Raw genomic sequence first — 20,988 nt, 5'->3', positions numbered from 1 at the left:
ATACAAAATTATGAAACATTTATTAATCCTACTTTTAGCAGGAGTGGTGCTCGCTTGTGCCCCTGCTACGGCTCAGAAGCCAGAGTTTAAAGAACATCTCAGTAAACAATTTGACCTGAAAAAGCCTGCTAACCAAACCGTACTGGCTGTCCGTAATATCGACGGATTCATTAAAGTAGAAAGTTATTCAGGCAGCAAAGTAATGATTGAAATTGAGAAAACAATTTCTGGCAAAACACAGGATATTGTAGAGGAAGGTAAGCGGGATTTCAAATTAGAGTTTGAAGAAACAGGCGATAGTATTCTGGTATATATCTCTGAACCCTGGTATACAAGGCCCCATGATGAAAGAAGAAACAACCGCAACTGGGATCGCAGAATTGAGTATCGTGCCAATCTGAATTTTACAGTAAAAGTACCTGCTGATATTAACCTGTATGTATCAACTGTCAACAATGGAGATATTGAGGTAAAAGATATAACAGGTGCAATTAAAGCTAACAATATTAATGGAGGTATCGCTTTAGCTAATGCCAAAGGAGCTACCGAAGTGCATACGATAAATGGCGATGTAACAATCAATTATCTGGCGAGTCCTCCTGAAAAATCGTCTTACTATACACTCAACGGTAATATCAGAGTAACTTATCCGGCCTCATTCTCAGGCGATTTACAGTTCAAGAGTTTCAATGGTGAATTCTTTACCGATTTCCCTGATACTGAAGTACTGGCTCCTGAAGTGACCAAAAACATAGAGCATAAAGGCGACAAAACAGTCTACAAGCTCGATAAAAATACCGCCATTCGCATTGGCAATGGGGGCAGAAAATTCAAATTCGAAACGTTCAACGGAAACATTTATATTAAAAAACAATCGTAAACATGAAAAGTAGTAAAGCAATCATCGCAGTCTTAGTGCTAATGTCGATTATTAAAATCACACCCACATTTGCTCAGAACGAAATCAAAGAACAACTGGTGGTACCACTAAGCGACCCGGCCAAATCAGGGTCATTAAACGTAGGATTAATCAATGGCTCAATCAAAGTAACAGGATATGCCGGAAAGGAAGTAATCATTGATGCCGAAACTATTAGCAATCCTAATTCCAATAAAAAAGAAAAATTTGATGAGTCAGCCACGGGTATGAAACGTATTTCTCCACGTAATGGCCTTGAACTCTCAGCCGAAGAGAAAAACAATAAAGTAAATGTCCACTCAAGTAGCCACCGTCAATCAATTAACCTGATTATTAAAGTACCACAACAGTTCTCATTAAAGGTAAGCACTATTAATAATGGCGACATTATGATTGATAATATAACCGGAGAATTGGAAATTAATAATGTGAATGGTGATATTACCATGACCAACGTTGCAGGCTCAGCAGTGGCTAATACGGTAAATGGTGTAATAAAAGCGAATTTCAAAAGTGTGACAGATTCGCCAATGGCTTTCACAACCCTGAATGGTAATGTAGATATTACTTTTCCGGCCACAGTTAAAATGAATGCCAAAGTAAAATCAGACCGTGGAGAAGTGTACAGTGATTTTGACATAGACATAGATAAATCTGCTCCAAAGGGTGTCCGCAGCAGCCAGAATGGAATGTACAAAGTGAGTATTGATGAGTGGATTCAAGGTAAAGTAAATGGCGGCGGTAGCGAAGTAATGATGAAAAATATGCACGGAAATATCTATATCCGTAAAGCGAAATAATCCGGCTTTAAGCTGCTCTTACAAAATTATGAAAAAGCACAATCCGGTAGGTATACTGCCGGATTGCACAATTACAAAGATTTTTATTGGTTTATATCTGCACAACTTATCGTATTAAAATCCTGAATGAAACGCAAATTAAACCCTACCCTTTAAGCTATTCTCAGAACTGTGCCTAACTTTGCGCATCTAATCTCATCCTAAACGCTGAATCACTGTTCGAAATAATTCCGGATTAGTCATTCCTTAGCTCGTCAAAAATGAAAAAATTACTAATCACTCTAAACCTCACTTTAATTGTTTGTTTCTCAGACTTTGCTCAGAAAATCCCAAGTAAAAGCCAGAAGATTAATACTTTTCTATCAACTATCCATCGGGACGGACAGTTTTCCGGGGCGGTTGTGGTGATAGACCACGGAAAAATGATTTATAAAAAAGGTTTTGGTTATGCAGATAGGAAAACGAAAGAACTTTTTACAACTGACACCCCATGCTATATAGGTTCAGTTAGTAAGCAATTTACAGCTATGGGAATTATGATTCTGGAAGAGAAAGGGAAATTACAATACAATCAATCTATCCGTATGTACTTTCCTGAACTGCCACACTTCATGCAGCCAATCACCATCTTACATTTACTGCATCATACTTCAGGTTTAGCACTATTCGGAGATTATCCTGATATGAATGAAAAAGATGTATTTAATATTTTACTCAAACAACAAAGCTTACATTTTGCGCCCGGAGAAAAATTTGAATACTGCAATGCCGGATATACCTTGTTGGGTATGCTAATAGAAAAAATATCAGGAGAAACGCTGAATGATTTTCTGACCAGAAATGTGTTTGTTCCTGTGGGTATGAAAAATACCTATGTGAATAGCGCAGCTTTAAGAGATAGAAAACGAGCAGTTGGCTACTACGTTTTTGGCGATGAGAATAACTATGATACATTTATTGGTGGAGCAGCTTCAGTGGTATCAACCGTAAATGACTTATACCTTTGGGATAGAATGTTGTATCACCCAACTATCATCTCAAAGAAAAGCATAGAAAAAGCCTTTACTTCTGATAAATTTATCAATCCCGACGAAATGTATGGAAAGAAAGGCTATGGTTTTGGCTGGTTTGTTTCAGAAAAAGACGGCATTAAGATTATACAGCACGATGGTGGTTTTGGTGGCTTTCGTTCTTATATTGAATGTCAGCCTGAACAGAATAATACAATTATTTTCATTAGCAATGTCCGCCATTCGATAACCGGAGAGCTTCGTGAGGGAATCAATAATGTATTAACGGGTAAGCCTTATGTGGTGCCAAAGAAATCATGGGCGAATAAAATTATTGAGGAGTCGACCACAATCGGAATGACACCTGCAATAGAAAATTATAAACGTCTGAAAAATGCTAAGGATAGTGGTCGGTTTTATTTTAGTGAAAGTGAGTTTAACTCATTAGGCTATTATCTATTGAATAATAAAAGAATAAATGAGGCAGTTCAGTTCTTTGCGCTGAATGCTGAAGAAAACCCTAAATCTTCCAATGCCTTCGATAGTTTAGGTGAAGCATATATGATTGCCGGAAATAAAGAATTATCAATCAGCAATTATAAGAAATCATTGGAATTAAATCCTTTGAACAACAATGCCAGACAGATGATTGAGAAATTGAGTAAATAGGCATGAGTATTAATATAGAAGAACCATTTAGAAAGTTTTATGAGTGAGATAATCAGCTAATAAAACATTTCATGATTCTGAAACGTTAATGAGTCAAATTAATTCTTCAGAAAAGTGAAAACCAAACATACCATATTTCTTCAACTCTTTAGCTTTTTGCTGATGAGTTATCTGACTCCATCCTGTGCACAAGAAAATACTTCTGACGAAGATTTTACGGTGATGGAGCAATCTATCCTGACCGAAATCAATGCTTATAGAGCCACTAAACGCCTGAAACCTTTACAGATGGTGTCGCTTATTACAGACGCTGCCACTAAGCATAGCAAAGATATGGGTAGAGGCAGAGTTCCATTCGGGCACGATGGTTTCGATGAACGCATGGATAAAGTGATGCGGAAAATTGATAATGCCAATGCCTGTGCCGAAAACGTTGCATTTGGTAAGTTCACCGCAGAGCAGGTAGTAAGAGAATGGGTAAAAAGCCCGGGCCATCGTAGAAACATAGAAGGCAACTATAACCTCACAGGCATAGGAGTGGTGAGAGGCAAAGACGGGTATCCTTATTTTACCCAGATTTTTATTAATCAACGAGCTATGTAATACTGTAAAGTAGTACTATTAGTAGATAGACTTTCTTATAAAAATCCCGTAGGGATGATATATCGGTAGAAGTCGATTTAATCTTATAATTTCAAGTCCCGTCAGGGACGGTATATTAATATATCGTCCCTGACGGGACTTGATTTTGTTTTTAAAGATTCTTCTACCGATATATCATCCCTACGGGATTTCTCAATTGGAAATTACATAACACGCCATAAAAAATATTAGAAATTAGATTTTTTCTTTAAATTTTTCAGCCCATAAATTGTACTTCTATCAGAATTATTTTACTAATTTTAAGCATGAACAGACGACATTTTATAGGCACAGCCATAACTGGTAGTATTTTAGCAAAAAATAATATTGTTTTTGCCAAACCAGCCAATGAGATGAAAATCAGTGTATTTTCAAAAACACTCCATTGGATTCCTGACTACAATAAACTGGCCGAAACCGTTGCTGAAATCGGTTTCGATGGCATTGATCTGACTGTCCGTCCTGATGGACACGTACTCCCCGAAAGAGTAGCTGATGACCTACCCAAGGTAGTTGAAGCCTGCAAAGAAGCTAATATTGGCGTACCTATGATTGTAACCAATATTCTTGAAGCTAACCCGATTACAGAGTTGGTTTTAAAGACGGCATCCTCTTTGGGTATCAAACATTACCGGATGGGTTGGTATGGTTTCGATCTCAAAAAAGATATTCTTACGCAGGTAGCTTCCTTTGAAGAAAAAATGAGAGGAGTAGCTGCTTTGAATAAGAAATATAATATTTCAGGCGAATACCAGAACCACGCAGGATTATTCTTAGGTGCTACTGTCTGGGATTTTGAGCCGATTCTAAAAAGAATCAACTCCCCATTATTAGGTTGCCAATACGACGTGCATCATGCCACGCATGAAAGTGAAACATCATGGGAAATTGGTTTCAGAATCATCGAACCCTATATTAAATCAATAGCCATAAAGGATTTCAGAAGAGTATTGAAAGACGGCAAGTTGGTAAAAGAGGGCTGTCCGCTTGGGCAAGGGGTAGTCAATTATGGCAAATACTTAGGCTTATTGAAACAGTATAATATCTCAGTGCCCATCACGATGCACTTTGAATATGCCCTTGGCGGTGCAGAAAATGGTGCTAAAACCCTTACTGTTGAGCCAAAAATTGTTACCACAGCCATGAAAAAAGACCTGACCGTCTTTAAAGGCTGGCTGAAAGATAACGGTTTGTAAAAAAATCACCCCACCCCGACCCTCCCCAACAGTAGGGAGGGAGGTTTAAGCCCCTCCGCGCGGCGGCCGCTCCCCATTGTTGGGGAGAGGGGTTGGGGAGTGGGGTCCAACTATATTCAACTCCCAAAAACTACTCCTATGAATAAACTATTTTATTCTGTACTATTACTTATTGTCGGCATCAGCCCCTTAGCTGCTCAAAAAGGAAAACTGATTTTTCCTGATAAACCCGGCATGGTATCTTATACTTATCGCAAAAGTCTGGCAAAAGATGCCGCTGCTACATTGGATACTATCAAAACGCTTGGCATTACAGACATGGAGTTTTCAAGCTTATTCGGTAAAACAGCACAGGAAATGCGCGCTTTATTAGATGCCAGAGGTATCAAATGCTCTTCTTATGGAGTTGGTTATCCTGACTTGCAAAACAAAATAGCCGAGGTAGCGCAGAATGCCAAAACTTTGGGCGCTTCTTTTGTTAGGGTCGCATGGATACCTCACCAAGGAGATTTTACTTTGGCGATGGCACAAAAAACGGTTGAAGACTTCAATAATTTTGGTAAAATCCTGAAAGATGAGTACGGCCTTACTTTTTGCTATCATAATCACGGATATGAATTCCAGCCTTATGAAGGTGGAACACTCTTCGATTACATCGTTCAAAAAACGGATCCGAAATATGTGAGTTTTGAAATGGATATTCTATGGACATTCTTCCCGGGTCAAGATCCTGCCGCTATATTGAATAAATATGGCAATCGCTTCAAATTGATGCACCTGAAAGACCTGAAAAAAGGCGTACAAGGTAATATGTCGGGCGGAACATCACCAGAACACGATGTGCCTTTGGGAACAGGACAACTGGATATTCCTTCGATTCTGATAGCAGCTAAAAAAGCCGGAGTTGAACATTATTATATAGAAGACGAAAGTTCAAATATTGCCACACAAGTACCACAGACCATTGCCTATTTAAAAAATCTGAAAAAATAAATCCATCTCTGATGATTCGTATTAATTATAAGCTCAAACCTGCCGACTTATCCGAAAAACTTAAAAGGTTCTGGGAGCTTTCTGCCGAGAAAATTTCCTCTATCGAACAAAACTATGATGTTGCCAAAGGTTCACCTGTTTTTACTGCCGCTGGAAAATACACCACCCGCGGCTGGACAGAATGGACGCAAGGCTTTCAGTTTGGCTCAGCCATCATACAATTTGATGCCACAGGCGATACTAAATTTCTGGAAATGGGTCGTCAGAAAACCATAGAAGTGATGGCACCACATATCAGCCATATAGGAGTACACGACCATGGCTTCAACAATGTGAGTACCTATGGTAATCTATTGCGTTTGATGCAAGAAGGTAAGATAGAATCGAATAAGTGGGAAAAGAATTTCTACGAATTAGCCTTGAAAATATCAGGAGCAGTACAGGCCAGCCGCTGGACGACCATTAAAACCGGTGGTTTTATTCATTCATTTAATGGGGCACACTCGCTATTTGTTGATACCATCCGTTCGTGCCGCGCTTTGATGTTGAGTTATAAACTAGGCCATGTATTTCAGGCTGAGGGCGATGTGAAAATCAGCTTATTAGAAAGAGCCTTAGCTCATATCAAAGCCACTGCCGATTATTCAGTGTTTTATGGCGAAGGTCGCGATTCTTACGATATCTGGGGGCGGACGGCTCACGAAAGTATCTTTAATACCAAAGATGGCAATTTCCGTTGCCCGAATTCACAGCAAGGATATACAGGATTTTCAACCTGGACACGTGGATTAGCCTGGGCAATCTGTGGTTTCCCCGAAGAACTGGAATTTTTGTCTATTCTCACCGATGAAGAATTAGAACCATATGGAGGGCGAGTGGTAATTGAAAACTATATGCTAAGAGCTGCCCGTGCCACTTGTGATTTTTATATTGAGCACACTCCCGTTGATGGTGTTCCGTATTGGGATACTGGCGCACCAAATCTTCATAAATTAGGAGATTACCTGAGCCAACCAGCCAACCCTTTTAATGATTACGAGCCTGTTGATAGTTCAGCGGCCGCCATTGCAGCACAAGGATTATTGCGTTTGGGTAGATACCTGATCAACAAAGGCGAAGTAGAAGCCGGAGAAAAGTACTGGCAAACAGGCTTAACAGTGTTGGATACCATTTTCCAGGAACCTTATTTAAGCACCAACCCCAATCATCAGGGTATTTTATTGCATTCTATTTATCACCAACCGAATGGCTGGGATTATGTGCCTGAGGGTAGCAAAATTGCCTATGGCGAATCAAGTATGTGGGGAGATTACCACGCTCGTGAGGTGGCACTTTACTTACAAAAAATAATTGACAACGACAGCTATTATACTTTTTACAACTGTTTAAGCATATAAAAAATTTACGACTTGAATTATGAGTGGCAAGTTTAAACCTAAATATACCAGAGTAGCACAATTAAAGACAACAGCTGATTTGCGAAAATATCTGGCAGACGGGCAGGTTGATTTGAATTTTGACGATGAACTAGTGGATGCCTCAGAATCACCCTTTGCCGAGACTTTGACATTAAAATCGGGCAAATTGATTGGAAATCGTTTCTGTATTCTGCCTATGGAGGGTTGGGATGGAACCGAAGACGGCAAGCCCAGTGAATATACCAAACGACGTTGGGAGAATTTCGCCATCAGTGGTGCAAAATTATTATGGGGTTGCGAGGCAGCGGCTGTTCGTCATGATGGACGCGCTAATCCTAATCAACTATTAATTAACGAGGCAAATCTCCCTGAATTTGAAGCGCTTTTTCAAATGGTGATGAGTAAGCACGCCGAGAAGTTTGGAAATACAGACGATTTGGTGGTCGGTTTGCAATTGACTCACTCCGGCAGATTCTGTAAACCTAATAGTCATACAAAGTTCGAGTCTAAAATTCTCTATAATCATCCGATATTAGATAAGAAATATCACCTGGCAGATAACTATCCCTTAATGACCGACGACGAAATAGATGGTTTGGTAGAGGATTTTGTAAAGGCGGCTGTTCTGGCACAAAAAGCGGGTTTTCATTTCGTAGACCTAAAACATTGTCATGGGTATTTAGGACATGAATTCCTGAGCTCTTTCAACCGTGAAGGAAAATACGGCGGCAGTTTCGAAAACCGTACCCGCTTCCTGAGAAATATCGTTGAAGGCATTAAAAGAGACGCTCCGGGGCTGGAAATGGGTATCCGCCTGAGTGCTTTTGATTGGGTGCCATTCAAAAAGGACAGTGAAGGGCAAGGAGAACCCGATTACTCAGCCGGAGAAGAATATAATTATGCCTTTGGTGGAACTGGTCAGGGAACAACCATTGATTTGACAGAGCCTAAAGCATTTCTGGCATTAGCACAAGAGTTAGGCATTCAGTTGATATGCATTACGGTGGGTAGCCCTTACTATAACCCACATCTCATGCGCCCTGCTACATTTCCACCTTCTGATGGGTATTATCCACCAGAAGAACCATTTCTGGGTGTAGCAAGACAAATCAATGTAACCAACGAGTTAAAACAGGCTTTCCCTGAATTGGTAATAGTGGGTTCAGCCTACTCATATGCACAGGATTGGTTGCCAAACATTGGCCAATATGTACTAAGAAACAATATGGCCGATTTTGTGGGCTTAGGCCGTATGGTGCTATCCTATCCAACGCTACCTGATGATGTCCTGAACAACCGACCAATGCAGCGCAAACTGATTTGCCGTACATTCTCAGACTGTACAACAGCTCCACGCAATGGCCTGATTTCGGGCTGTTTCCCATTAGACCCATTGTATAAAAACTTAGATATCGCAGATAAATTAAAACAGATTAAAGAGCAAGTATAAATCTTAATAGCTAATAAAAGGAGTTTAACTTTCAGTTATGTTAAATTTTGCTGGTTTAGTAATTAAACCTGAAAATCAGGATTATTTATCCGAAATACAGAATATTCTAGGTTATACATGTGAATACGATGGACTATGCTCATTGAATGAAGTTTTGGCAAAGTCTATAAAAGGGGATTATATTTTTACTTATTTCACAGGCAATGGTACGCTGATATTACTAAATGAGCTAAAAGAAAATCATCATCTACCAATACCAAGACCCTATTTGCATGCCTTATTTAAGGTAAATGAGGAAATGAAGTCATGTGAGTTTGATTTTTCAGAAGATCAAATGTATACCAATGCAATCTTATTGAAAGAAACAAAAGGTAGCCGGTATATATATGATTATAACAACTTTGAAACATATAATCAGGAAGTAGAACTGCTGTTTTCTGATAGTTTTTCAAGAATAAAAGATTTTATCGATTGCATTCTGGAAGAAGGCATTTTTACTAATTCAAATACTATTTTTAAAAGATTCCGGAAGAAGGATTGTTTTCGTTTAATTATTGAGAATACGCCCTTTCCTAAAGCTTATTCATTAAACGATGAAATTATTTTAGAGAGTTATACTTCAAAGAATGAGAAAATTGAATTAACTCTTTTAAACAAGCAATTAACGGGGAAAGTAGATTTTGAATTTAGTTTTCATACAGATGACTATTTAAGTTTTAAATCTTTCCATAAATACAAGGGTATTTATTTCGGCTTAATGAAGATCCGAAATATAATAACCAAAGAGCTGGATATTGGTGATGGAAGAACGAAATCAGGGAGAGTTGAAAGTGGCGAAGGGAGTATCAGACTATTTGCTTTTAGTAGTGAAGGGAAAGAAATATTTCAAAAAGAACTAGATGATAATTTAGAACAAGGTGGAGAGTTTTGTTCTTTACTCCATGAAAATTATCTGATAATCGTTTATAATAGTTATGCGAGTAACAATATCATTAAGTATGATTTAGATAAAAATAAGATTGCCTTAAAGCGAAAAAGAATAACTAAATCTTATTTCAATGATGCGAATCTTGCAGTGCCTGTTGGCCTGTCGGCCAGGATTAATAACTGGTTTAGCGTATTAGTACAACCGGACTATATGTTCAGAAGTATTAGGCCCTATAAAGCAATAGTTATTAAAGACAGAATACTGATTGGGGGAGATTATCTTCTGATTATGAATATGACCTTAAATGCTTTTTTCAGTATCTATATTCATTTTATAACAGATGATAGACAGTTCAGAAGAAGAAAACCTGACGACCCTGATTATATCAGATTTGGAAAAACAGAGATTTTCTATGACGAAAATACTGAGAGTATGGGTGTTTTAAAATATGGGGAGGAAGAATTAAACAAAAATAATATACAATTCAAGGTATTGAAATTGACGAGGTTTGGAGAACGTATTTTTGAAGATTTCTTTGTAGTAAAAGATTTTAACGATCCTCGCGCTCTTCAGGATGTCATTATTGAAAAAAATATTATTCTGGCTCTTTTTATAGCTGACCATGTTAATTATTTATATGTATTCAACGCTGAAATCAAGCTAGTAGAAAAGAAAATTATTAGCATCGAAAGCTTTTATATGGGAAATGTCAGGTTACAAGTCGTAGATGATTATTTGTATCTAATATTGAGTAAATCAGATAATGCCATCATTTACAAGACCCCAATTTGTATCTCAAACTATATCAATAAATAGGTAAATCAAAGAGCAACAGTGAAAAAAGTAGCATTCATAACAGGCGGTAGCAGAGGAATTGGTTTAGGTATAGCTGAGCATCTGGCAAAGGCAGGTTTTAATCTGGCTATTAACGGGATGCGCCCTAAAGAAGCCGTGACAGATATATTGATTGATTTAGGGAGATTAGGTGCAGAGGTTATCTATTGCCAGGGAGATATTGCCTCGACCGAGGATAGAAAAGCAATGCTAGAAAAAATAAAGGCCCATTTCGGACATTTACACGTATTAGTAAATAATGCCGGAGTAGCACCCAAGCAACGCAACGATATACTGGAAGCAACAGAAGAAAGTTTCGATTACGTGATTTCAACCAATCTGAAAGGAACATACTTCTTAACCCAAACAGCCGCGAATTGGATGATTGAGCAACGGAATCAAGATTTGAATTTTACTGGTTGCATCATTAATGTATCATCGATTTCAGCAACCATTGCTTCTGTAAATAGAGGAGAGTACTGTCTATCAAAAGCAGGTTTAAGTATGGCAACTCAATTATTTGCCGTGCGTTTAGGAGAATATAATATTCCGGTTTATGAAGTACGTCCGGGAGTCATTAAAACGGATATGACCGCAGGTGTCACTTCCAAATACGACCAATTAATAGAAAATGGCTTATGTGTGCAAAAACGGTGGGGATTCCCCGAAGACGTAGGTAAAGCAGTAGCCGCATTAGCCAAAGGAGATTTTCCCTACTCAACTGGCCAGGTGATAATGGTAGACGGAGGCATGACGCTAGGGAGGCTTTGAAGAATTTAGTGATTGTGTGATTTAGTGAATGAGTGATTATTCTTGAACTAAGACGCTAAAGCGAACATTTTAGCTGATTTTAGATATTAGAGTTCAAGCAAAACTAATCACTCAATCACTAAATCGCTCATTCACTCAATAGATTTAACATTTCAACCTTTTAACTATTTAACTATGAAAAATTTCTCCAGACGAGATGTGCTCAAAACAGCCCTTCCCGGCTCTATGGCGCTCATGTCCATCCCAACACTTATTCCATCTACTGCCTTTGGCGCGAACGACAGACTTCGGGTAGCCGTAATTGGTATCAATGGTCGTGGAAAAGACCATATTTCAGGTTTCATGAAGCAGGATAATGTTGAAGTCGCTACTCTATGCGATGTCGACAATGTAGTGCTACAGGAAAGAGCAGCTGATTTCGAAAAGAAATATTCGAAGAAAGTACAAACCGAGCAGGATTTAAGAAAAGTTTACGAAGACAAAACTATTGATGCGGTAAGTATTGCCACACCCAACCATTGGCATGCCTTGGCAGCTATCTGGGCTTGTCAGGCAGGGAAAGATGTTTATGTAGAGAAACCAGCCTGCCATAACCTTTTTGAAGGTCGCAAACTGGTAGAAGCAGCTACTAAATACAACCGAATTGTACAACACGGTGTGCAATTAAGAAGCTCAGAAGGGATTCAGGAAGCCATTAAACATCTGAGAGACGGTTTGATCGGAAAGGTATATATGGCTCGTGGTACTGTCTATAAATGGAGACCTGATATTGGTAACCAGGGGCCGTCTCCTGTTCCTGCTGGATTGAACTGGGATTTATGGCAAGGCCCTGCACAAGCCCGTGAATTCAGCAAAAACTATGTACATTATAACTGGCACTGGTTCTGGGACTATGGCAATGGCGACATTGGTAACCAGGGTATTCACGAAACAGACCTTTGTATGTGGGGCTTGGATGTAGGCTTACCAGAAGAAATCACCTCTGCCGGTGGCAAATATTTATGGAACGACTGTAAAGAAACACCGGAAGTATTGACCTCAACCTATAACTATCCGAAACAAGGCAAAGTAATTCAGTTTGAGGTTCGCCCTTGGATGACCAATAAAGAGGATGGGGTAGAAGTAGGAAATATCTTCTATGGTGATAAGGGTTATATGGTAATCAACGGCTATAGCGATTATAAAACTTTCTTAGGCAAAAATCGTGAACCCGGCCCAGCCAGAAACGCAGGTGGCGACCACTACAAAAACTTTGTAGATGCCGTAAGAGCGAAAAACAAAGCCCTGTTGAACGGTCCGATCGAAACAGGTCATTTAGCTGCCAGCATTGCGCACTTAGGCAATATCGCTTATCGCTTGGGTAGAAAATTGAAATTCGACCCTACAACAGAAACATTTCCGGGCGACAAAGAAGCCAATGCAATGTTAACCCGCAAATACCGCGCACCTTATATGATTCCAAATAAGGTGTAGTTCTTCATTAAAACCCCATCCCCAGCCCTTCCCCAACAATAGGGAAGGGAGCAAAAAGCCCCTCTCCACTGTTGGAGAGGGGTTGGGGCGGCTGCCGCGCGGTGAGTTTTCAACCCTATACAAAAACCTATTCATGACCAATACTACGACTGACCAGAAAAATATACTTAAACAATTACTACAATTACCTGTGCTGGTGGCCGCCCTGGGCTATCTGGTAGATATGTACGACTTGTTTCTTTTTAATGTGGTGCGTGTACCCAGTCTTAAGGAATTAGGTATTACAGGTGATCAATTATTTGAAGAAGGTGCTAACCTTCTGAATACCCAAATGTACGGAATGCTTATCGGAGGTATCATCTGGGGAGTAATGGGAGATAAGAGAGGCCGTCTTTCGGTTCTTTTTGGCTCTATTATTATCTATTCATTGGCCAACATCGCCAACGGCTTTGTGGATACTATTCCTCAATATGCTATGTGCCGGTTCATTGCCGGAGTGGGTCTGGCTGGTGAGCTAGGCGCAGGTGTTACTTTGGTAACTGAAATTTTACCCCGACAAATCAGAGGCTACGGAACTACTATTGTAGCCACTCTGGGTTTGGTTGGGGCAATTGCGGCATACTTTGTAGCTGAGCTTTTTGCATGGCGCGTTTCTTATTACGTAGGCGGCGGTATGGGCCTTTTATTATTAATTATGCGTATAAATATTTTCGAGTCAAAAATATTTGTAGATGCCAAAAACAAGCATGTCTCCCGAGGAAATCTATTGATGCTTTTTAATAATAAAACCCGTTTCCTTAAATATCTGATGTCAATACTGGTAGGTTTGCCCATCTGGTTTGTAGTGGGTATCCTTATCACGTTCTCTCCCGAATTCGCCAAGGCTGCCGGAATTGTAGAGCCTATCAACGCAGGCAAAGCTGTAATGCTCACATTCACAGGGCAGGTTTTTGGAGATATTGCCAGCGGTTTTTTAAGCCAATATATGCAAAGCCGTAAGAAAGTAATCTTATTATTTATCTTACTTTCATTGGCGTTTGTATTAGTCTATCTACTCGTCCCTGTCAGCAATAGTTATAGTTTCTACATTATTTGTGCGTTTTTAGGCTTTTGTAATGGATATTGGACACTTTTCATTACGATCGCAGCCGAATTATTTGGTACAAACCTTCGGGCAACTGTGGCCACAACCGCACCTAACTTTGTCCGTGGAGCAACCATCCCTTTATTGGCTACCTTCAAATTACTGAAGCCTGATATGGGTATTATGTATGCTGCTTTGGTAATTGGTGTTTTTACCTCTGCCGTTGCCCTTATCGCACTTTGGAATATAGACGAGACATTTACAAAAGAAATGGATTACGTAGAGTAAATACTTAAAATTATAAAAACTACTCAATGAGATGATTTGGATTGAACTAAGAGAGAATGAAATAGAGTATAATGAAGGCTGGAGATTTAAAGAAAGTGCATGGGCTCCTACTAAAAAAAGAGATGGATCGGAATGGCCATTCTGGAATATTATAAAACAAGTTGCTAAAGGAGATATTATTTTCCATTTAAAAAAACAAGGTAACAAAAAAAAGTTTTTGGGATATTCTACTGCTTCTACAGATGGATATATAGTGCATGATGGACATCCAACGAGTGAAAACCATGAATGGAATTTCTCCAAATCGTATTTTAAAGTTGATTTAGAAAATTTTGTAGAATTAATACCAGAAGTGAATTTGTCTGATTTTTTTAGTACAAATGATAAGTCCTTAAGAAATTTTTTTTGGGATAATAGGAGTAAAAGAATTGACAAAAAAAGAATATTTTATGTAGTTCAAGGAGGTAGACTTCAATGTTTGAATGGAGCATATTTTTCTGAATTTGGCTTGACACTTTCTGAATTATTAATAGGAAATTTAATTAGTAATGCTAACAGTTCTGCGAATGATAAAATAGGATTTGATATAGTTAAAACAGGAGTAATTACAAAAGAGTTAAAGCAGCGAATTGGACATCAGGCATTTTCTGAAAAAGTAAAGAGAAATTATAATTATAGATGTTGTTATCCTGGTTGTCAGGTTGAAGGAAAAGAGTTTTTAATAGGAGGCCACATTGCCAGATGGGCAGATAATGAAGAAATGAGAGGAAATATAGGAAATGGTTTAGCTTTGTGTTTAATGCACGATAAAGCTTTTGAAAAAGGATTATTTACCCTTACTAATCTATTCAAAGTCAAACTAATAAATAAGGAAAATACCCCTAAATGGCTTAATGATTTTTTAGGGCAAGGTGAAAATTTGGAAATAAAAATAAGGAGCATAGACCCAGTCATTGAAGCTCTCAGGAGTCATTGGAAAAGGATAGGTTTTGATATAGATGCCCACCTTTTATAATTACTATTTTAACAAAATTTAGAATGATAATATGGGAATATTTTATACAATAAATCTCTCCACTTTCTAAATACTTTCTAAAATATCACTCAACTCTAAATGTTCTGCTATATATTTGCAGCAAAATGTAAGTAATTGAAGAAAGCCATCGCCATATTACTCCTCTTCTCAGTAATGGTCCGACCTTTTACTCAGGCTTACTATCTCATAGATTATCAGCTTCGCAAAGATTTCATCGCCAAAGCCCTCTGTGTAAATAAGCAAAAACCACAACTGAATTGTAACGGTAAATGCTATCTGTCTAAAAGGTTAAAGGCCGCAGAAGAGCATGAAAATAAAGCACAACACAATATTTTTGACAAATATGAGATTCCAACCATGATATGCGAAGAGGTTGCAAATCTATATTTTCAATCAAGGAATTTCGCTTATACCCCAGCATTAGATACATATTCTAATCTTTATTCCGGCTTATTTGACCTCCATATTTTCCATCCGCCTTGTCAGGCTTAATTCTCTTTCTTTAAAATCTTAGAATTAAAGGTCTTCTTGTTAGCACCAGGAAATTTACTGTTTATAGATGCTGACTGTTCTGATTTATAGGCTACGCTATGCCTCTAATTTAATCATTGATGGTTTTGATTCAGTTCCTCTATTCTTAAAAACAAGAGAATTACGTTGGGTAATTTCAAACAAATAGGTACACTCATGCTTTGTGGCTTGCTGTTTATGCGGGTCATGCTAGCGCCTATTATCTTTTTTAGTTATGAATTTAACAAAACCTATATCATCGAGAATTACTGTATCAATAAAAACCGGCCTCAGTTGCATTGTGACGGAAAATGCTATCTGGCGCAGCAACTCCAGGCTGCGCAGGAAAAGGAAGAAAATCAATCAAAAATAGTAGTGTATAAATTATGGCTGGAGATTTTTTATCAAGCTTCTGATATAACTGATAAACAGCCAATCAAACTAACTATTCATCAATCTCAGAATTATTTATATCAGAATAATTATCATCATTCCCGTATTTTTTCATTGTTTAAGCCACCCCAAGGTTAAAATATTCGTGTTAGCTGTAAAATCAAATCAGCATCATATTTTATGAATTATATTCGAGTATGTTTAAATTTTGTTATTCTGACCGAAAGGTAAATCTTTTTTGGCTAGACAAGGCGCCATTTTGGAGACGTAGCCAACAGCTACGTTGAAAAAATGCAACGAAGTATAGCCAAAAAAGATTGCCTTGTAGGTCGAATGACAATTTTTAAACATACTCTTCACACCTTACAAAACCGTAATGAAAAAATACATAACTTTATTAATATCCCTATTAATAATCCAGCACGCATTTGCCCAGAATAATATCAAGGGGAAAGTTTATGATGCCCTTACCCAGGAACCACTGGTAGGTGCCAGTATCAAAGTAATTCACTCGGAAATAGGCACGAAAACGGATATGAGTGGCAATTTTAGCTTAAAAATCAGTGGTACAGAAATCATTGTCTCAATGATAGGGTATCAAACTAAAACGCTTACTGTTAGCGAGAATGAAGTATTAGCAATTGCCCTTGAAACCGCTGCGGAAGACTTACAGACAGTGGTAGTAACCGGAAATCGTGAAGCAAGCCTACGTACAGAAACACCCATAGCTATCTCTAAATTAACACCCAAGCAAATAGATGAAGCCAAGCCAACTGCCATTTATGAGGTAATCAATAAAACGCCGGGTGTGATGATGGTAAACCTCGGAAATGAGCAGCATATGATGGCTATCCGCCAACCTATGACCACCAATGGCTATTATTTATACATGGAAGATGGTTTGCCAATCCGACCAATGGGTGTGTTTAATCATAATGCTTTGCTTGAAATGAACCAGTTTACAGTAAGCTCAATAGAGGTGGTCAAAGGTCCTGTCTCTTCTATTTATGGCCCTGAGGCAGTAGGAGGGGTAGTTAATTTTGTTACTCAACGACCAACGGCTGTACCAACCGCCAGAATAGGCATTCAGTTTGACCAATGGGGATATAAGCGTGTACAGTATGGAGCAGGAGCAACGATAGGCAAATTCGGAATCTATTTAGGAGGATTAGTAGGGGAACAAAAAAACTCATGGATGACAAGTTCTGACTATACCAAAAATTCGCAATATGCCCGACTGGAATATCATTTCTCACCGAAAACACGATTGATTTATACCTTATCTTACGTCAACTACAATTCACAAACGAGTGGGAGTGTGGATAGTACTGCATTTTACAGCCGCCAATATGTGAGTACCACCGACTTTACCTATCGGAACGCCTATTCCTTACGCTCACGCCTGACTTTTGAAAAAGATTGGTCAGAAAGTTCTCAATCGTTTATTACTGTATATGCCAGAGATAACAAACTCGGGCAAAATCCTGCTTATGGTATTCGTTGGACAAGTGGCGCCACCACAGCCAGAGGAGAAATAAATTCTAATAATTTCAGAAGCGTGGGAGTATTGGCGCAACATACGCAACGCTTTAAATTTCTGAACTCAAAAGCCATTATTGGAGCGAATCTTGATTTTTCACCGAACGATTACTGGTCATATCAGATTGATTTGAATGCACAATTAAGGGCTGACAAAAAATCGGTAGAAAAATATACAATTGCACAGGAACGCCCTGATATTAAGCTTGCTGATTATGATGCTGACATTCATAATTCAGCCATCTATCTGCAATATGATTTTGAGCCTTTGAAAAATCTTCGTGTTTCAGCAGGTCTGCGTTATGATAATATGTCATTCGATTATGTGAATAATCTGGATGTTGATCCAGCTACGGGCAAAGGTATTGGCGGTTCAAAGACTTACACCAAAACTACCCCTAAGCTCGGATTAACTTATGATTTAGGCAAAGGAAAAGGCTTGTATGCCAACTATTCCAAAGGTTTCTCACCGTCTGCCTTAACCGCAATCTTCCGTAAAAGACCAACCCACGCACCGAATGGCGACTTGTTTTATTATAACCTGATTCCTGCCACTTTTATCAATACAGAAATCGGTGGATGGGCTTCACTTCTGAAAAATAAGGTCTATGTTGATGTTTCATTATACCAGATGAATGGATTAAATGAATTGCTCAGCGTACGTCAGCCAGATAATTCAACCGACTATCAGGCAGCAGGAAAGACGGTTCATAAAGGCATAGAACTGGGAATTACCTATAAACCTACAAAAGAATTATTTATCAGAGCAGGGGGCACTTATTCTATCCACCGTTTTGATGAATTTATTTTAAGTCAAAGGGCTTCTGATGTGTTGAAAGATGTCAATGGCAAAGATATGCCTTCAGCCCCTCGCTGGCTCTGGAATGCCGAAGTAAGTTATTATCCAAAATGGGCAAGAGGATTGCGCACCTCAGTCGAATGGCAGCACGTAAGCAAATGGTATCAGAATCAAACCAATACTATTACTTACGATGGCTATGACCTGCTGAATTTCAGATTAGGCTACCAATGGAAAGGGATCGAGCTTTATACCAATATCATGAATCTGACAGATGCACTTTATGCAACAAATGTTACCAGAGGTAATGCCTTGACAGACCGGGCCACTTATACAGCCGCCGCGCCACGCACTTTTGTGATGGGCTTACAATATAATTTCAAAAAATAGTAAAAATGAACATGGAAAATGGAGAAAGGTTAATGGAGTAACCAACAAGGAAAGAATAAAGTTGATATTTTTTTCTTTTTCCTTTCTCCGTTTTCCATTCTCCATTTTCCCAAAATCAAAAAATATGAAAACTCTTATTTATTTCTCATTCATTATCTTATTCTCTTTCATGAAAGTCGATAAGGACACAACCATTTCAAACCCATCTAATACTGCCGCCGTTCCTTCTTTCAGTACCATGCCTGATGGAAAAGTAGTTTTGAGTTGGACAGAAAAAGATGCGCTGAAAAAGATATCCTTTTTTTATAGTATTTATGACGGTAAGGGTTTTGGTCAGACTATCAAAGTGCCTGTAGTTGATTCTGCTACTACGCACGCAGAAGGTATGCCTCGTTTAACTATAAAAAAGGATGGTAGCATGATTGTGAGTTTTGAGTTGAAAAAAGATAACCCTATTTCAAAGTTCGGTTCTGATTTACTCTATGTGTATTCAAGTGACGGCGCGAACTGGTCGAAACCAATGTATGTGCAAGCGGATAGAGACCCGACTAAAAGCCATTCTTTCAGCAAGCCTGTGAGACTTCCAGATGGCGAAATCGGTATCATCTGGCTGGATGAAAAACTGACCGCAAAAGGGAGGAGTGTAAAATTTGCTAAAACCTCTCCGGGTAAAGGTTTCGGTGAAGAGAAAATAATTGATAAACAGGCGTGTGAATGTTGTCGTATTGAAGCAGTAGTTGATGCAAAAGGTACATTGCACATTTTCTACCGTGATATGTATGAAGATGGCTCCCGTGATATGAGTTATATCTCATCAACTGATAATGGACAAACTTTTTCAGAACCCAGAAATGTATACCCTGATAAATGGAAGGTAGAGGCTTGCCCACACTCGGGCCCATCGGCAACGGTTACGCCAAAAGGTGTTTATATGAGCTGGTATACTGGCAAAGAAAAGGCGTCTGGCATTAAAGTTTGTGAGGTTGCTACGGGTAGGATTGTCAATGCAGAAATCTCAGAAAAAGTGAAACAACCACAAATTACTACTACCAAAGCAGGAGAAACTTTTCTGACTTATGCCGAAGCTAAGAATAAAGGGGAAGAATACTTTCATGCTATTGCCTTAAGAAAATTAGGTGCTAAAGTAAATACAATTTACTTGTCAGAGCCTTTGGCTGAATGTAGTTATCCAGCTATTATCTCAGATGGGAATAGTGTTTTGGTGGCCTATGAAAAAAGAGTAAATGAGGCAAAACCAATCATTGTGTGGAAGAAAGTAGAGTTATAGTGTGATTGTTGTTAGGAGCTCAACCCGACTATTAACGTTTCATCATCAATAATCTTATGCCTGTCCTATTTTAATATAAAAAAGGGCAGGCAATTTTGTTTGTCTGAATTGCAAGGTTAAATTTGTTCAAGTTTCACACAGAGTTTTACAAATAATAGGGTATACTTATTGCTAAAACTAAATTTTAAGTCCGGATTATAATGAAAAAGCTTGCTTTACTGATAATAATGCTGCTGATAGGAGGAGCCTTGAAGGCACAAGAGCAAAAAAAGAAATTCTTTGTAGCAGAAAAGGTTAATTATGATGCCAAAAATGCCAAAGAGAACAAAGAAAACGACGACGAACTAAAAGACGAGATGACTAATTTTCTGGGTTTTGGTTTTCGATTATCAATTACCAATGTAGAAGAAAAGATAAATAATGCCACCGATAAAGATAAAAAGAAAGTAGGCTTACGCTTTCAGGTGGGTTTTCAGATGCCAAAATTTATTAAAACAAAACCTCCCCAAAAACTCTTCAAAGCCGGAATGGATGTGGGGATTGTAAAATAATAAATCC

The 20,988-nt window shown here is 38.6% G+C and carries 18 protein-coding genes; all 18 read left to right on the top strand.

Going from position 1 to position 20,988, the window contains the following annotated elements; translation table 11 throughout:
* Window positions 1-10: 10 nt before the first annotated feature.
* Entirely contained in the window at window positions 11-880 is an 870-nt protein-coding gene (locus ACYVFA_RS01800) for a DUF4097 family beta strand repeat-containing protein (RefSeq protein ID WP_460470075.1), read from the top strand.
* Between the two features lie 2 nt (window positions 881-882).
* Window positions 883-1,719: a DUF4097 family beta strand repeat-containing protein gene (locus ACYVFA_RS01795; RefSeq protein WP_460470074.1), complete on the top strand. Its 837-nt coding sequence runs from the start codon at window positions 883-885 to the stop codon at window positions 1,717-1,719.
* Window positions 1,720-1,979: 260 nt separating this feature from the next.
* Complete coding sequence (locus ACYVFA_RS01790; RefSeq protein ID WP_460470073.1) at window positions 1,980-3,398, top strand: serine hydrolase; 1,419 nt, start codon at window positions 1,980-1,982, stop codon at window positions 3,396-3,398.
* Between the two features lie 114 nt (window positions 3,399-3,512).
* Entirely contained in the window at window positions 3,513-4,001 is a 489-nt protein-coding gene (locus tag ACYVFA_RS01785) for a CAP domain-containing protein (RefSeq protein ID WP_460470072.1), read from the top strand.
* A 305-nt stretch (window positions 4,002-4,306) separates the two neighbouring features.
* Window positions 4,307-5,236, top strand: coding sequence for a sugar phosphate isomerase/epimerase family protein (locus ACYVFA_RS01780; RefSeq protein ID WP_460470071.1), 930 nt, complete (start codon window positions 4,307-4,309; stop codon window positions 5,234-5,236).
* Between the two features lie 138 nt (window positions 5,237-5,374).
* Complete coding sequence (locus ACYVFA_RS01775) at window positions 5,375-6,229, top strand: sugar phosphate isomerase/epimerase family protein (RefSeq protein WP_460470070.1); 855 nt, start codon at window positions 5,375-5,377, stop codon at window positions 6,227-6,229.
* A gap of 11 nt (window positions 6,230-6,240) precedes the next feature.
* Complete coding sequence (locus ACYVFA_RS01770) at window positions 6,241-7,626, top strand: glycosyl hydrolase (RefSeq protein WP_460470069.1); 1,386 nt, start codon at window positions 6,241-6,243, stop codon at window positions 7,624-7,626.
* Window positions 7,627-7,645: 19 nt separating this feature from the next.
* Window positions 7,646-9,097: a beta/alpha barrel domain-containing protein gene (locus tag ACYVFA_RS01765; RefSeq protein ID WP_460470068.1), complete on the top strand. Its 1,452-nt coding sequence runs from the start codon at window positions 7,646-7,648 to the stop codon at window positions 9,095-9,097.
* A gap of 37 nt (window positions 9,098-9,134) precedes the next feature.
* The gene (locus tag ACYVFA_RS01760; RefSeq protein ID WP_460470067.1) at window positions 9,135-10,841 is read left to right on the top strand and encodes a hypothetical protein; all 1,707 of its coding nucleotides are present in this window, start codon (window positions 9,135-9,137) and stop codon (window positions 10,839-10,841) included.
* Between the two features lie 18 nt (window positions 10,842-10,859).
* On the top strand, window positions 10,860-11,630 hold the full coding sequence (locus ACYVFA_RS01755) for a 3-ketoacyl-ACP reductase (RefSeq protein ID WP_460470066.1): 771 nt from the start codon (window positions 10,860-10,862) through the stop codon (window positions 11,628-11,630).
* Between the two features lie 174 nt (window positions 11,631-11,804).
* Window positions 11,805-13,103 (top strand): Gfo/Idh/MocA family protein, encoded by a 1,299-nt coding sequence (locus tag ACYVFA_RS01750; RefSeq protein ID WP_460470065.1) that lies wholly within the window; start codon window positions 11,805-11,807, stop codon window positions 13,101-13,103.
* A gap of 133 nt (window positions 13,104-13,236) precedes the next feature.
* Window positions 13,237-14,475, top strand: coding sequence for an MFS transporter (locus ACYVFA_RS01745; protein WP_460470064.1), 1,239 nt, complete (start codon window positions 13,237-13,239; stop codon window positions 14,473-14,475).
* 31 nt (window positions 14,476-14,506) lie between these two features.
* Window positions 14,507-15,490 (top strand): hypothetical protein, encoded by a 984-nt coding sequence (locus ACYVFA_RS01740; protein ID WP_460470063.1) that lies wholly within the window; start codon window positions 14,507-14,509, stop codon window positions 15,488-15,490.
* Between the two features lie 135 nt (window positions 15,491-15,625).
* The gene (locus ACYVFA_RS01735; RefSeq protein ID WP_460470062.1) at window positions 15,626-16,003 is read left to right on the top strand and encodes a hypothetical protein; all 378 of its coding nucleotides are present in this window, start codon (window positions 15,626-15,628) and stop codon (window positions 16,001-16,003) included.
* A 165-nt stretch (window positions 16,004-16,168) separates the two neighbouring features.
* Window positions 16,169-16,552 (top strand): hypothetical protein, encoded by a 384-nt coding sequence (locus tag ACYVFA_RS01730; RefSeq protein WP_460470061.1) that lies wholly within the window; start codon window positions 16,169-16,171, stop codon window positions 16,550-16,552.
* Between the two features lie 238 nt (window positions 16,553-16,790).
* Window positions 16,791-19,142 carry a TonB-dependent receptor gene (locus tag ACYVFA_RS01725; protein ID WP_460470060.1) on the top strand — a complete coding sequence of 784 codons (2,352 nt, stop codon included), beginning with the start codon at window positions 16,791-16,793 and terminating at the stop codon, window positions 19,140-19,142.
* A 124-nt stretch (window positions 19,143-19,266) separates the two neighbouring features.
* Window positions 19,267-20,430, top strand: a complete 1,164-nt coding sequence (locus tag ACYVFA_RS01720) for a sialidase family protein (RefSeq protein WP_460470059.1) — start codon at window positions 19,267-19,269, stop codon at window positions 20,428-20,430.
* Between the two features lie 200 nt (window positions 20,431-20,630).
* Window positions 20,631-20,981 (top strand): hypothetical protein, encoded by a 351-nt coding sequence (locus ACYVFA_RS01715; protein ID WP_460470058.1) that lies wholly within the window; start codon window positions 20,631-20,633, stop codon window positions 20,979-20,981.
* Window positions 20,982-20,988: the final 7 nt, after the last annotated feature.

The sequence above is a fragment of the Emticicia fontis genome, from assembly GCF_054779675.1.
Note: the sequence above shows the minus strand (reverse complement) of the source record. Positions and strands in the feature narration are given on the sequence as shown.